The sequence below is a fragment of the Pseudooceanicola profundus genome (assembly GCF_054919315.1).
This window is the reverse complement of the sequence record NZ_CM142898.1, coordinates 1,057,037-1,069,862: the sequence shown is the minus strand read 5'-3', so window position 1 is coordinate 1,069,862 and position 12,826 is coordinate 1,057,037. Positions and strand designations below refer to the sequence as shown.

Sequence of the window (12,826 nt, the reverse complement as noted above, 5' to 3'; positions counted from 1 at the left end):
GAAAGCGGCTGCACATCCGCGATCAGGCCTGCGGCACCGAGGTGGCCGTCGTATCGCCCAGCCCGTCGGCGCGGGCCTTGGCGGCGGCGAGCGTGTCGCGCAGTTCGGCTTCCATCTTCTTGAGGTCTTCCTCTGCGGCGGCGCGCTTGGCCTTGCCCTCATCGGCGATCTGCAGGCTTTCCTGGATCGTGCCGATCAGGTCGGCATTGGCCTGTTTCACGGCCTCGATGTCGAAGACGCCGCGCTCCATCTCGGTGCGGATGACCTTGTTGCTGTCGCGCAGGTTCTTGGCGTTCGCGGTCAGCAGCTCGTTGGTCAGGTCGTTGGCCTCGCGCACGGCCGAGGCCGCCTCGGCGCTGCGCTGGATCGTGACCGCCTGCGCCAGCTGGGTTTCCCACAGCGGCACGGTGTTCACCAGGGTCGAGTTGATCTTGGTCACGAGGCTCTTGTCGTTTTCCTGCACCAGCCGGATCGAGGGCAGCGACTGCATCGTCACCTGCCGCGTCAGCTTGAGGTCGTGCACCCGGCGCTCGAGGTCATCGCGGGCGGCGCGCAGGTCGCGCAGCTCCTGCGCCTTCATCACCTGCTCGCCCTCGGGCGCGGCCTGGACCTCGGCCTCCTTGGCGGGGATGTCGGTGCTGTCGAGCTCCGCGATCTTCGCCGCGCCGGCGGCGATGTAGAGCGCCAGTTCGTCGTAGAAGGCCAGCGTCTTTTCATAGAGCAGGTCGAGCGACTTGATGTCCTTGAGCAGCTTGTGCTCGTGACCCAGCAGGTCTTCCGTCACCTTGTCGATCTGGTCCTGCACCTGTTCGAAACGGGCGGTGAACTGGGCGAAGGGCGCGGCGCGGCCCATGATCTTCTCCCAGAAGCTGCGCTCGCGGCGCACGTCCAGCTCGCTGACGGAAAAGCCGCGGATCGTGCCGACGATGTCGCGCAGGCTGTCGCCCGCCGGGCCGACGTCCTTGTTGCGCACCTCGGCCAGCATCGACTGGCTGATCTCCTGCAACTCCGCCTGCGCGGCCGAACCGAAGCGCACGATGGAGCCGGTATCGCCCATGTCGAGCTCGGCCATGCGGGCGCGGATCGCCTCGCTCTGGGGCGCGTCGGCGGCCTCCAGCGGGGTGATCTCGCCGCCGGGTTCGGGCAGGATGACCGCGGTCACCTCGTCGACTTCCTTCAGGCTGGCTTCGGCCTTCTGGCGGATATTGTCGGTCATGTCGCTGTCACTCCGAGGTGGGGGCCATCGCCACGCCTTCGCGGGCAAGGCGGTCGCGCAATACGTCGATTTCGATATTCATGTCCGCGCGGTCGTCGGACAAGAGCTTGCTGGTCCGGGCGGCGAAGTTCTGCTCCAGATCGTCCAGCAGCGCGATGAAGTCGGCCCGCGCTGCGGGATCGGGGCGGCGCTGGTAGAGATCGGAGAACTTGATCGCGGCATCCTTGGCGCCCATCAGGTAGACGCTGAGATAGCGCCGCGCGGCGGTCAGGTCGCGGGGATCGTTCTCCACCGTGCGAAAGAGCGCGCGGGCAGTGGTCTGGAACTGCTCGACCCGCGCAATGACGGTGCGGTCGCCTGCGCGCTGGATCGCCTCGGACATGGCGGCGAGGTGCTTCTCGGCCTGGTCCACGGCCCGGGCGACGCGGTCGGTCTGGTGCAGGTCGACGCCGTCCATGCCCTTGTTGCGCAGCGGGTCGGGCCCGAAGGCCATGAAATGCAGCGCGGCCCCCACCACGGCATAGATCACCGGCGCGGCGATCCCGCCGGTGCTGGCCCAGCCGGCGATGGCAAGGCCCGCGCCGGTCAGCAGCGAGCCCGCGATCTTGCGGGGAAAGGCGGGGCGGCGGGCCACCTTGCGGGCCTCGTAGGCTTCCTCGGCCTTCAACCCCTCGCGGGTGAGCCATGCGGACAGCAGCAGCATGCCGAGCGCTGCGAGGTTCAGCGCCAGCCCGGTGGGGCCGGAGGTGAAGGCGCGCAGCGCCAGCGGCAGGGGCGCGAGGAACAGCAGGTTGACCCGGCCACCGGCACGGGTGCGGCGCGCGCCATGGTAGGCGCCCGCCGGTGGCGTCGCCGCATCCTCGGTCGCGTCCCGGGACGTGTCGGGGGAGTAGGTGCCGCCGTAGCGCCGGGCCATCATACCCCTCCCGCGATGGACACGAAGAGGATGAGGACGATCAGCAGGACGAAAGCCAGCTTCTGTAACCCGGTTCCGGACAAGGTGTCCTCCGAACAGCGAAATAACTCTGTCCGAAACCTAAGTCATGGGGCGGCGCAGTACTAGTGGCTCTGCCGCTTTTGTTCCGCCGCGCCGGACAGTTGCAGCTCGGGACGTTGCGTTTCGGCCTGTGCGGCGGGGACCGGGCGGGCTGGCACGATGCGCGGCGGCGTGCGCAGGGCGGTCTCGCGGGCGCAGGCGGCGCAGAAGATGTCGAGCTTGTGGGCGAATTCCTCGCGCGCTTCCAGCGTGTTGGCGGCGCGTTGCCGGGCGGCGAAGCGCTGCGTACCGGCCACGGCGTCGTCGAGCTGGCGGGCCAGCACGTTCAGCTGGGTCGCGTCGTTGCGGATGGTGGAGAACAGCGTCTCGACCTCGCCGCGCACGCGCTGCATCCGCTGGTTCAGCCCCGCATCGCGCATCGGTGTCAGCTGGCGCTGCATCTCGTCGAGCTTGTTGACCGTCATGGCGGCCAGCTTGCGCTGGCGCAGGGCGTCGGGCACGGCTTCCTCGGGCGAGAGCTTCCGGCTGCGGCGCCAGCTCAGCGGTCCCAGCTCGCGCCCGGCGTCGGCTTGGGCCTGCCGGCGCAGCTTGTGGACGGCATACAGACCGGTGGTGCACAGCGTGGCGATCGCCAGATGGCTGAGGGACAACATGTTTTCTACCCTTAGAATTTTTCTCTTATGCGAGCAAAATCCACGGCGATTTGGACATGAATGAGGCGTGGCAGGTGTAACATTGGGGCCAATTCGGGCGCGCCGGTGCCCGTTGCGGTGCCTCCCGGGCCCGGCGCGCAACCTATGCGGTCAAAGGGCCGGGCGGGCCTCAGGCCAGCCGCTTCTCCATGAAGACCGAGACGCCGTTGTCGGGATAGTCGCCGAAGGCCCCGCGCCGCACGAAGCCGTGCCGCTCGTAAAGCCGGCAGGCCGCGTCGAGCTTGTCCGCCGTCTCCAGCCGCAGCAGGGTCAGCCCGTTGGCCTGTGCCTCCTCCTCGACCCGGGCAACAAGCGCCGCGCCGATCCCCATGCCTCGGGCCTCGGGGGAGACGAAGAAGCTTTTCACCTCGCCATAGCCATCCTTGATCTGCAGCGCGGCGACGCCGAGCGGCGCCGCCTCGGGACCGGCTGCGAAGAAGCGGATATCGGGCGCCCGGAGCGCCTCGTGCGAAAGGAAGTGGTTCTCTTCGGGGTTGAAGAGCGCCCGCATCAGGGCGTGGCTGGCATCCAGCAGGGCGGCGCAGCCGGGGCTTGTCGGGTCAGCGGTACGGACGGTGGGGGCCGTGGGGGTCGCGGAAGCGGGGGCAGTCGTCATGGGGAACCTCGTAACCTGTTGCCCCTTTCTGACCCGAAGCCGCGCAGGCCTCAAGCCGGGCGCGCATGAAGGACAGACCAGCCGACGCAGGGTTTCCCGCAAGGGTGGCGCAATATCTTGTGGAAAACTCCGCTCATCCTGCCAGATGCTGGGTTGGGGCGTTGACTCGGCCTGCAAGGATGCCCCACCTTTTGGGGATGTAACGGAATCAGCAGGATTCTCCCATTGCGCTTCACGCGGCTCAGACTCCAAGGCTTCAAGAGCTTCGTCGACCCGACGGACCTGATCATCCATCAGGGCCTGACCGGTGTCGTCGGGCCCAATGGCTGTGGCAAGTCGAACCTGCTGGAGGCGCTGCGCTGGGTCATGGGCGAGAATCGCCCGACCGCGATGCGCGGCGGTGGCATGGAAGACGTGATCTTTGCCGGGGCCGCCACGCGGCCCGCCCGGAACTTCGCCGAAGTCACCCTGCACATCGACAACGCCGACCGTCTGGCGCCCGCGGGCTTCAACGACGAGGACCAGATCGAGATCGTGCGCCGGATCACCCGCGATGTGGGCTCTGCCTACAAGTCGAACGCCAAGGACGTGCGGGCGCGGGACGTGCAGATGCTCTTTGCGGATGCCTCCACCGGGTCGCATTCGCCCGCGCTGGTGCGGCAGGGGCAGATCTCCGAGCTGATCAACTCCAAGCCCAAGGCGCGGCGCCGCATCCTCGAAGAGGCGGCCGGGATCTCGGGGCTCTATGCCCGGCGCCACGAGGCGGAGCTGAAGCTGAAGGGCGCGGAGCAGAACCTGACCCGCGTCGATGACGTGATCGACCAGCTTGCGGGCCAGCTGGCCCAGCTGGAACGGCAGGCCCGTCAGGCTCAGCGCTACCGCGCCATCGGGGCCGAGCTGCGCCAGTCCGAGGGCATGCTTCTCTGGCGGCGCTGGCGCGAGGCCGACGAGGCCCGGGCCAAGGCGCGCGACCAGCTGCGCGAGCTGACCGTGGCCGCCAGTCAGGCGGAGGCCGCCGCGCGCAAGGCCGGCGAGGCCCGCGCGAAGATCGAGGAAAGCCTGCCGCCCCTGCGCGAGGAGGAGGCGATTGCCTCGGCCATCCTGCAGCGGCTTCAGGTCGAACGGGATTCCCTGAAGGACGAGGAGGGCCGCGCCCTTCAGGCCATCGAGACCCTGCGCAACCGGATCGATCAGCTGATCCGCGACATGGAGCGCGAGGCCGGGCTGAACCGCGACGCGGGCGACACGATCGCGCGGCTGGAATGGGAACAGCGCGAGCTGATCAAGGCGGGCGAGGGCCATGCCGAGAAGCTGGAAGAGGCCGCCGAGGCGGCGCAGGAGGCAGGCGATGTCCTGACCGAGCGCGAGGCGGACCTGTCGCAGCTGACCGAGGACGTGGCCCGGCTTGCCGCCCGGCACCAGTCGGCGCAGCGCCTGCTGGAAGACAGCCGCCGCACGCTGGCCCGCGCCGAGGCCGAGGCCGCGAAGGCCCGCGAGGCGGTTCTGGCCAGCCGCGAGGCCGTGGAAGAGGCCGCCGAGACCTACGAGGCCGCGGTGGAGGAAAGCGAGATTTCGCAGGCCACCGCCGAACGGGCCGAGGAAACCCTGCTCGCCGCCGAGGAGGCCCGCGCCATGACCCAGTCGCGCGAGGCCGAGGCCCGTGCCGCGCGCTCCTCCGCCGAGGGCGAGGTGAACGCGCTGAGGGCCGAGGTGACGGCGCTTGCCAAGCTGGTGCAGCGCGACACCGCCGAGGGCGGGCAGATCCTCGACAGCGTCCGGGTGAAGCCGGGCTACGAGAAGGCGCTCGGGGCGGCGCTGGCCGATGACCTTCGCGCGCCGGAAGTGGCCGGCGACGGGCCCTCGGGCTGGGTCACGCTTGACGCCTATCCGCAGGCGCAGCCGCTGCCCGACGGGGTGGCCGGCCTCTCGAACTACGTCACCGTGCCGGGTGTGCTGGCCCGCCGCATCGGCCAGATCGGCCTTGTCGACGCCGCCGATGGCCCGCGCCTTCAGGCGCTGCTGAAGCCCGGCCAGCGTCTGGTGACGCTGGAGGGCGATCTCTGGCGGTGGGACGGCTACCGGGCCTGGGCCGAGGATGCGCCCTCTGCCGCCGCGCTGCGGCTGCAACAGCTCAACCGGCTGGAAGAGCTGAAGCAGGAGCTGGAGCGCGCCTCGGCAGAGGCCGATGGCGCCCGCGCCGCCCACGAGGCTCTGACCAAGCGGCTCTCGGACCTGACCGCCGCCGATCAGGCCGCCCGGCAGGCCCGCCGCGATGCCGACCGTCTGGTCGCCGAAGCCGCCCGCCGGGTGTCCAAGGCCGAGGCCGAACGCTCCATGGCGGAAAGCCGGCTGGAGAACCTCGGCCTCGCCGTGAAGCGGCACGAGGACGATGCGCTCGCTGCCCGCGCACAGGTCGCCGAGGCCGAGCGGGGGCTGGAGGAACTGGGCGATCTGGATGCCGCACGCCACGCCGCCGAGAACATCAAGATGACGGTCGAGGCCGCGCGGATGGCGATGATGGCCCGCCGCGCCGCCCATGACGAGCTGCGCCGCGAGGGCGATGCCCGGCTGCGCCGCACGCAGGAAGTGACCAAGGAACTCTCCGGCTGGCGGCTGCGCCTCGACAGCGCGGGCAAGCGGATCGCGGAACTGGAAGAGCGCAAGCTGGAGAGCCAGGAAGAGCTGTCCGAGGCGTCGGCCCAGCCCGAAGAGATCGCCGCCCGCCGCGAGGAGCTGAGCGCCTCGATCGAGGACGCGGAGGAGCGCCGCGCAGCCGCTGCAGATGCGCTTGCCGGGGCCGAGGCGGAGGCCCGCGAGGCCGTGGCCGCCGAGCGCGACGCCGAACGGACCGCCTCGGAATCCCGCGAGGGGCGTGCCCGGGCCGAGGCCCGCGCCGATGCCGCGCAGGAAAACGTCGAACACGCCGCCGAGCGGATCGCCGAGGCGCAGGAGATGACGCCGAAGCAGCTGCTCGAAAGCCTCGACGTGGACCCGGACAAGATGCCGCCGTCGGATGACATCGAGAATGACGTGAACCGGCTGAAGCGCCAGCGCGACGCCCTTGGCGCCGTGAACCTGCGCGCCGAGGAGGACGCCAAGGAAGTGGCGACCGAACACATGCAGCTGGTGACCGAGAAGGAAGACCTCGAGAACGCCATCCGCGAGCTGCGCAATGGCATCTCCAGCCTCAACCGCGAGGGGCGCGAGCGCCTGCTGACGGCCTTCGAGCAGGTGAACTCGAACTTCTCGCTGCTGTTCCGGCACCTCTTTGGCGGCGGCGAGGCGAACCTCGTGCTGGTGGAAAGCGACGACCCGCTGGAAGCGGGCCTCGAGATCATGTGCCAGCCGCCGGGCAAGAAGCTCTCGGTGCTCTCGCTGCTCTCGGGCGGGGAGCAGACGCTGACCGCGCTGGCGCTGATCTTTGCGGTCTTCCTCGCCAACCCCGCGCCGATCTGCGTGCTGGACGAGGTCGACGCGCCGCTCGACGACGCCAACGTGACCCGGTTCTGCGACATGCTCGACGAGATGTGCCGCCGCACCGACACGCGGTTCCTGATCATCACCCACCACGCCGTGACCATGGCGCGGATGGACCGCCTGTTCGGCGTGACGATGCAGGAACAGGGCGTGAGCCAGCTGGTTTCCGTGGACCTCAAGAAGGCCGAGGCGCTGGTCGCCTGACCGGGGCGCGACTTCGCCGGGACAGGGACGGGGGGCTCCGCCCCCCGCCGTTTTCTTGCAAGAAAACGGTCCGGAATTTTCGAAAATTCCGGGCAGGGTGGCGAGGGCATTGCACGCCCCGAACCGGGCCGAACCGGGCGCGCGGGGCTGGCCTACCGAGCATCGCGCCAGAGGCGGCTGATCGTACACTCTGGCGTCTCGGCGCAGGCCGTGGCAGGACGGGCGCGATACAGCCCGAAAGGATCCCGCCATGAGCCGGTTCTGGAGCCCCCTCGTGTCCACCCTCGTGCCCTACACGCCCGGCGAACAGCCGCGCGACCGGGTGTTCATCAAGCTGAACACGAACGAGAACCCCCATGGGCCCTCGCCCAAGGCGGTGGAGGCGATCCATCGGGCCACGGGCGACGGGCTGCGGCTCTATCCCGATCCGCTGTCGGGCGATCTGCGCGCCTCGCTGGCCGCCGGCATGGGGCTGTCCCCGGATCAGGTCTTCGTCGGCAATGGCTCCGACGAGGTGCTGGCCCACGCCTTCAACGCCTTCTTCACCGGCAAGGCGCCGGTGGCCTTCGCGGATATCACCTATTCCTTCTATCGCACCTATTGCGAGCTCTACGGCATCGAGAGCCGGCACGTGCCGCTGACAGAAGGCTTCGGCGTCGACGTGGCTGACTACACGGGGGAGCAGGGTGGTGTGGTCCTCGCCAACCCGAACGCGCCCACGGGCATCGCCCTGCCGCTGGACGCGGTGGAGCAGGTCCTGAAACAGAACCCCGATTGCGTGGTTCTGGTGGACGAGGCCTATGTCGACTTCGGGGCCGAAAGCGCCGTCTCGTTGATCGATCGCTACGAGAACCTGCTGGTGGTTCAGACCTTCTCCAAGTCGCGGTCCCTCGCCGGGATGCGCGTGGGCTTCGCCATGGGGCAGCGGCCGCTGATCGAGGGGCTGGAACGGGTGAAGGACAGCTTCAACTCCTACCCGCTCGACCGGCTGGCACAGGTCGGCGCGCAGGCGGCGTGGGAAGACCATGGCTGGTTCGACGCTACCCGCTACGCCGTCATGGCCGAGCGGGAGCGTCTGACGGTGCGCCTGCGCGGTCTGGGTTTCAAGGTGCTGCCCTCGGCGACGAACTTCGTCTTCGCCTCGCACCCGGGCCACGCGGCGGCGGAGCTTCAGGCCGCGCTGCGCGAGGCCGGGATCCTCGTGCGCCACTTCGGGGCCGAGCGGATACGCGACTGGCTGCGCATCTCCATCGGCACCGCCGAGGAATGCGACGCGCTGGTCGCGGCGCTGGACGAGATCCTCGCATGACCGGCTAACGCCTGATTAACCACACCCGCCTACCGTCCCTTCGTCGCGACACATCGCGGCGGAAGGAGATGAGGAACTTTGAGCGATGAATCGTATCGTCGGTGGATGGTGCTGATCGCGGTCGTGACCGTGGTGCTGGCCATCATCCGGCTCTGGATCGGCCGCTAGGCTGAAACAGAAAGGCCCTGCGGAGCGGCAACTCCGCAGGGCCAGATTGTGAAGTGAGGTGATGAACCCCGTATCGTCGTCGCTCTGGAATATACCCCAATCCCTACCGCTAAGTAAACGACGGTGCCGTCACCGCTCCCGGCTCACATCCGTTGCAGCAGCCCGGGCGTCGGCCAGGCGTCGGCGGGCAGGCCCATCTGCTTCTGCACCGCCTGCACCGCCTCGCGGGTCTTCTCGCCCAGGATCCCGTCCACGCCGCCCACGTCGTAACCGCGGTTCACCAGCTTCTGCTGAAGCTGCTTCATCTGTGCCCCGCTGAGGCCCGTGTCGGGATTGCCCGCATTGAAGACCGGCGCGCCCTCCAGCCGGGTGCCGAAATAGGCCGCCGTCAGCACATAGACGAAGCTCTTGTTCCATTCGAAGAGAACGTTGTAGTTCGGGTAGACGAGGAAGGCCGGGCCGTGACGGCCCTGCGGCAGCAGGATCGAGGCGGGCAGGTTCGGCGCCAGCATCGCGCCCGAACGCGGCCTGACCCCCATCGAGGCCCATTGCGACGCGCGCAGCTGGGTCTGGAGCCCGGTCTGCGTCCAGTCGAGGGTCTCGGGCACGGTCACTTCCTGCAGCCACGGCTCGTTCGGGCGCCAGCCGAGGGAGCGCAGCATCTTCGCACCGGACATCAGCGCATCCTGTGCGCTCTCCTTCAGGCGGACATGGCCGTCGCCATCCCCGTCGACACCGTTCTCGACGATATCCTCGGGCAACATCTGCACCTGCCCGATCTCGCCTGCCCAGGCCCCCTTGGTGCCGGTGGGAGAGAAGTCGCCGTGTTCGTAGAGTTCCAGCGCGGCGAAGACCTGCGGGCGGAAAAGCTCGGGCCGGCGACAGTCGTGCGCCAGCGTGACGAGGGCGTTCAGCGTGTTGAAATCCCCCTGGTAGCCGCCGTAGTCCGTTTCGAAGGCCCAGAAGGCCATGAGGATGCCGCGCGGCACGCCGTAGGTCTGCTGGATACGCTGGAAGGTGCCCGCATATTGCTGGGCCTTGCGGGCGCCCACCTGCATCCGGTTGGCCGAGATCAGCCGCCGCGCGAAGGTGGTGAAGTCGAGCTGGAAGACCCCCTGCGCCCGGTCAGCCTTGAGCACGGCGCCGTCCTGTCGGGCGCTGGCGAAGAAGCGGTCCACCGTGGCGCGGTCATGGCCGCGGCTGACCGCCTCGGACTTCAGCCCGGTCACGAAGCTGGAGAAGGAGCCGCCGCATTGCTGCGCGGCGACGGGCGCAGCGGTCAGCAGCAGGGCGGCGAGGGCGGCGGGGAGAAAGCGCATGAAGAACCTCGTGATCAAATCCACGAGGGGAAGGGTAGCGATCTGACCGCGCGGGGCAATGGACGATCAGAGCAGCGCCAGCAGGAGCCCGCCCACCAGCAGCGCGCCCCAGACCCGCCAGAGCAGCCGCACCGCGCCCTCGATGGCCTGCGGTCCGGGCGTGCGGTCGCCCTGCGGGTGGACCCATGGGAACTCCCGCATCTCGCCGCCGTAGGCGCGTGGGCCCGAGAGCGCGGTATCGAGGGCGCGGGCCATGGCGGCCTCGGGCCAGCCGGCGTTTGGCGAGCGGTGCTGGCGCGCCTCGGCCACGATGGCGGGCCAGTGGCGCAGGCCCCCGGTCAGGGCGGCGAGGATCAGCGCGGTCAGCCGCGCGGGGATCAGGTTCAGCAGGTCATCGGTCCGGGCCGCGGCCCAGCCGAAGCGTGCGTGCCGTTCGCTCCGGTAGCCGATCATGCTGTCGGCGGTGTTCACGGCCTTGTAGACCAGAATGCCCGGCAGCCCGCCGATCAGGAACCAGAACGCGGGCGCCACGACCCCGTCCGAGAGGTTCTCGGCCGCGCTTTCGATGGCGGCGCGGGTGATCGCGGGCCCGTCCATGGCGGCGGTGTCGCGCCCGACGATCCGCGCCACGGCCATGCGCCCGTCCGCCACGCCAAGCCGCAGCGCGTCGGCCACCGCCTGAACGTGATCGGCCAGCGAGCGCTGCGCCAGCAGGACCGCGGCGCAGAGCACCTCGGCCCAGGCCCCGAGGGCGGCAATCGCCTGGCCGATCAGGGCCGCGCCCGCGGCGAGGGCAAGCAGCAGCAGGAGCCCGCGCAGCCGGCGCGCGGCACCCCGGTTGAAGCGCCGGTCGGCCCAGCCGATGACGCGCCCGATCAGCACCGCCGGATGCGGCAGGCGCGACCAGAGCCAGTCGGGTTCGCCGAAGAGCGCATCGAGCAGCAGGGCAGGGATCAGCAGCAGGGCGTGGGACATCGGGGTACTCGCGCAACGGGTCGCGCCGGTTCAAGCGGATTTGTGCCGCGCGGGCAAGAACCCTTGCGGTGGCCCGGCGCGGTTAATGTTTTATTAATCAAACTGACCGAAGACTTCACCAAGCCAGCCAGAATGCGGCGCGTCAAAAGAAACGACCGGGAAGACGGGAAGACGGGGGCGGGATCAGGGAATGCCGGGGAGGTCTGCGGACCTGTCCGGTCGTCCGTCAGAATGAGGACAGAAGTATGAGCAGGGTATTGATCGTGGAAAGCGAGCCGGGCCTCGGGCAGGCTTGGAAGCGCCACCTTGAAGCGGAGCATGTGCGGGTCTCGCTGGCCCGGGGCCAGCAGGAGGCGGTGACGCAACTGCTGCTGTACGAGTTCGACGTGATCGTGCTGGATCTCTTCCTTGCGGAAGGGTCGGCGCTGGCGGTGTCGGATTTCGCGTCCTACCGGCAGCCGGGGGCGCAGGTGATCGTCGTCAGCGGCGGGCCCGTCTTTGCCGACGGGTCGATCTTCCGGCACTGCAGCAACGCCCGCGCGATGATGCGCACCGATGCCCCGGTCGAGGACCTTGCCGCCATGGTCGAACATTTCGCCGTGCATTGAGGCCTGCATTGAGGGCCCCGGTAGAGGCCCGCGACGCGCAGTAGGGCACGGAGGGCGGTGGCACGCGCCGTGGGCCTGCCCTGTGGACCTGTCCTGTGGCCCTGAGGCGTGGACTGGGGACCGGGCCTCGGTGCGCCGGCCCCGGGACGGGGCTCAACCGCCGATGGCGGCGCGCCCGTGCGGCGCGTCGTAGTCCAGCACCGGGTTGATCGGGATGATCCGGTAGGGGTTAATCGTATCGTGGCTGTAGTGGTAGTGGCGGACGAAGTGATCCACCTTCACCGTCTCGGCCACGCCGGGCCACTGGTAGAGCTCACGCAGGTACCCCCAGAGGTTCGGGTAATCCACGATCCGATGCCGGTTGCACTTGAAGTGCAGGTGATAGACCGGATCGAAGCGGATCAGCGTCGGGAACAGGCGCCAGTCGGCTTCGGTCACGCGGTCGCCGGTGAGGTAGCGCTTGCGGCCCAGCAGGTCCTCCAGCCAGTCGAGACTGTCGAAGAGCGGGCCGACGGCCTCGTCGTAGGCCTCCTGCGTGGTGGCGAAGCCGGCCTTGTAGACGCCGTTGTTCACCGTGTCGTAGATGCGCGCGTTCAGGTCCTCGATCTCGCCGTGCAGGTCTTCGGGCCAGAAGTCCTGATCGTCGCCGGTGATCCCGTCGAAGGCCGTGTTGAACATGCGGATGATCTCGGCGCTTTCGTTCGAGACGATCGTCTCGCGCTGCTTGTCCCAGAGCACCGGCACCGTCACCCGGCCAGAGGTCTTGGGGTCGGCCTTCAGGTAGATGTCGCGCAGGTAGGGCAGGCCGAAGAGGTCATCGCCCGTGGTGCCGGGGAAATCGGTGCGGAAGGTCCAGCCCTCGCCCAGCATCTCGGGGTGGACGACAGAGACGCTGACATGATCCTGCAGTCCCTTCAGGGCGCGGAAGATCAGGGTGCGATGGGCCCAGGGGCAGGCATAGGAGACATAGAGGTGATAGCGCCCGCTCTCCGCCTTGAAACCCGCCTCGCCGGAGGGGACGGCGCTGCCATCGGCGGTGACCCAGTTGCGCCACTGGGTGGTCGAGCGCACGAACTTGCCGCCCGTCTTGGCGGTGTCATACCATTTGTCCTGCCAGATGCCGTCGACCAGAAGTCCCATGTCACGCTCCTTTGCTTCCGGGCCCTCAGGTGGGGCCCCGCTTGGAAAGGTGACGTAGCGGCGGCGCACCCAAGGGCAAACCCCGATGGGGGCGCAACCCGCGTG

10 protein-coding genes are annotated in these 12,826 nt (G+C 69.0%); 3 read left to right on the top strand and 7 right to left on the bottom strand.

Annotated features, from left to right (window positions below):
- Nucleotides 1-22: 22 nt before the first annotated feature.
- The 4 genes from ACX9MO_RS04930 to ACX9MO_RS04915 all read right to left on the bottom strand — a co-directional run bounded on the left by ACX9MO_RS04930 (nt 23) and on the right by ACX9MO_RS04915 (nt 3,521).
- Nucleotides 23-1,216, bottom strand: a complete 1,194-nt coding sequence (locus ACX9MO_RS04930; protein ID WP_222491667.1) for a toxic anion resistance protein — start codon at nt 1,214-1,216, stop codon at nt 23-25.
- Between the two features lie 7 nt (nt 1,217-1,223).
- The gene (locus ACX9MO_RS04925) at nt 1,224-2,132 is read right to left on the bottom strand and encodes a 5-bromo-4-chloroindolyl phosphate hydrolysis family protein (RefSeq protein ID WP_462213724.1); all 909 of its coding nucleotides are present in this window, start codon (nt 2,130-2,132) and stop codon (nt 1,224-1,226) included.
- 143 nt (nt 2,133-2,275) lie between these two features.
- Nucleotides 2,276-2,866, bottom strand: coding sequence for a hypothetical protein (locus ACX9MO_RS04920; protein WP_222491671.1), 591 nt, complete (start codon nt 2,864-2,866; stop codon nt 2,276-2,278).
- Nucleotides 2,867-3,035: 169 nt separating this feature from the next.
- Nucleotides 3,036-3,521 carry a GNAT family N-acetyltransferase gene (locus ACX9MO_RS04915; RefSeq protein WP_222491673.1) on the bottom strand — a complete coding sequence of 162 codons (486 nt, stop codon included), beginning with the start codon at nt 3,519-3,521 and terminating at the stop codon, nt 3,036-3,038.
- Nucleotides 3,522-3,746: 225 nt separating this feature from the next.
- Between ACX9MO_RS04915 and smc the strand changes: the two genes are divergently transcribed.
- Both smc and hisC read left to right on the top strand, forming a co-directional pair.
- Nucleotides 3,747-7,202 carry a chromosome segregation protein SMC gene (gene smc / locus ACX9MO_RS04910; protein WP_462213723.1) on the top strand — a complete coding sequence of 1,152 codons (3,456 nt, stop codon included), beginning with the start codon at nt 3,747-3,749 and terminating at the stop codon, nt 7,200-7,202.
- A gap of 250 nt (nt 7,203-7,452) precedes the next feature.
- Entirely contained in the window at nt 7,453-8,511 is a 1,059-nt protein-coding gene (gene hisC / locus ACX9MO_RS04905) for a histidinol-phosphate transaminase (protein WP_462213722.1), read from the top strand.
- Between the two features lie 311 nt (nt 8,512-8,822).
- On the opposite strand, the gene ACX9MO_RS04900 is transcribed toward hisC, so the two are convergent.
- Both ACX9MO_RS04900 and cbiB read right to left on the bottom strand, forming a co-directional pair.
- Nucleotides 8,823-9,998: a lytic murein transglycosylase gene (locus ACX9MO_RS04900; protein WP_462213721.1), complete on the bottom strand. Its 1,176-nt coding sequence runs from the start codon at nt 9,996-9,998 to the stop codon at nt 8,823-8,825.
- Between the two features lie 66 nt (nt 9,999-10,064).
- Entirely contained in the window at nt 10,065-10,973 is a 909-nt protein-coding gene (gene cbiB / locus ACX9MO_RS04895) for an adenosylcobinamide-phosphate synthase CbiB (protein ID WP_462213720.1), read from the bottom strand.
- 245 nt (nt 10,974-11,218) lie between these two features.
- Here cbiB and ACX9MO_RS04890 point away from each other — a divergent pair, with 245 nt between their 5' ends.
- Nucleotides 11,219-11,581: a response regulator gene (locus ACX9MO_RS04890; RefSeq protein ID WP_222491683.1), complete on the top strand. Its 363-nt coding sequence runs from the start codon at nt 11,219-11,221 to the stop codon at nt 11,579-11,581.
- Between the two features lie 153 nt (nt 11,582-11,734).
- Here the strand turns inward: ACX9MO_RS04890 and ACX9MO_RS04885 are convergent, their stop codons facing one another.
- A complete protein-coding gene (locus tag ACX9MO_RS04885) occupies nt 11,735-12,721 on the bottom strand; it encodes a glutathione S-transferase family protein (protein ID WP_462213719.1) in 987 nt (328 codons plus the stop codon).
- Nucleotides 12,722-12,826: the final 105 nt, after the last annotated feature.

Excerpts from the sequence above, each read along its gene's own strand:
- ACX9MO_RS04930 (WP_222491667.1), bottom strand. The coding sequence starts at position 1,216 with ATGACCGACAATATCCGCCAGAAGGCCGAAGCCAGCCTGAAGGAAGTC.
- ACX9MO_RS04915 (WP_222491673.1), bottom strand. The coding sequence starts at position 3,521 with ATGACGACTGCCCCCGCTTCCGCGACCCCCACGGCCCCCACCGTCCGT.
- cbiB (WP_462213720.1), bottom strand. The coding sequence starts at position 10,973 with ATGTCCCACGCCCTGCTGCTGATCCCTGCCCTGCTGCTCGATGCGCTC.
- ACX9MO_RS04925 (WP_462213724.1), bottom strand. The coding sequence starts at position 2,132 with ATGGCCCGGCGCTACGGCGGCACCTACTCCCCCGACACGTCCCGGGAC.
- ACX9MO_RS04920 (WP_222491671.1), bottom strand. The coding sequence starts at position 2,866 with ATGTTGTCCCTCAGCCATCTGGCGATCGCCACGCTGTGCACCACCGGT.
- ACX9MO_RS04890 (WP_222491683.1), top strand. The coding sequence starts at position 11,219 with ATGAGCAGGGTATTGATCGTGGAAAGCGAGCCGGGCCTCGGGCAGGCT.
- ACX9MO_RS04885 (WP_462213719.1), bottom strand. The coding sequence starts at position 12,721 with ATGGGACTTCTGGTCGACGGCATCTGGCAGGACAAATGGTATGACACC.
- hisC (WP_462213722.1), top strand. The coding sequence starts at position 7,453 with ATGAGCCGGTTCTGGAGCCCCCTCGTGTCCACCCTCGTGCCCTACACG.
- ACX9MO_RS04900 (WP_462213721.1), bottom strand. The coding sequence starts at position 9,998 with ATGCGCTTTCTCCCCGCCGCCCTCGCCGCCCTGCTGCTGACCGCTGCG.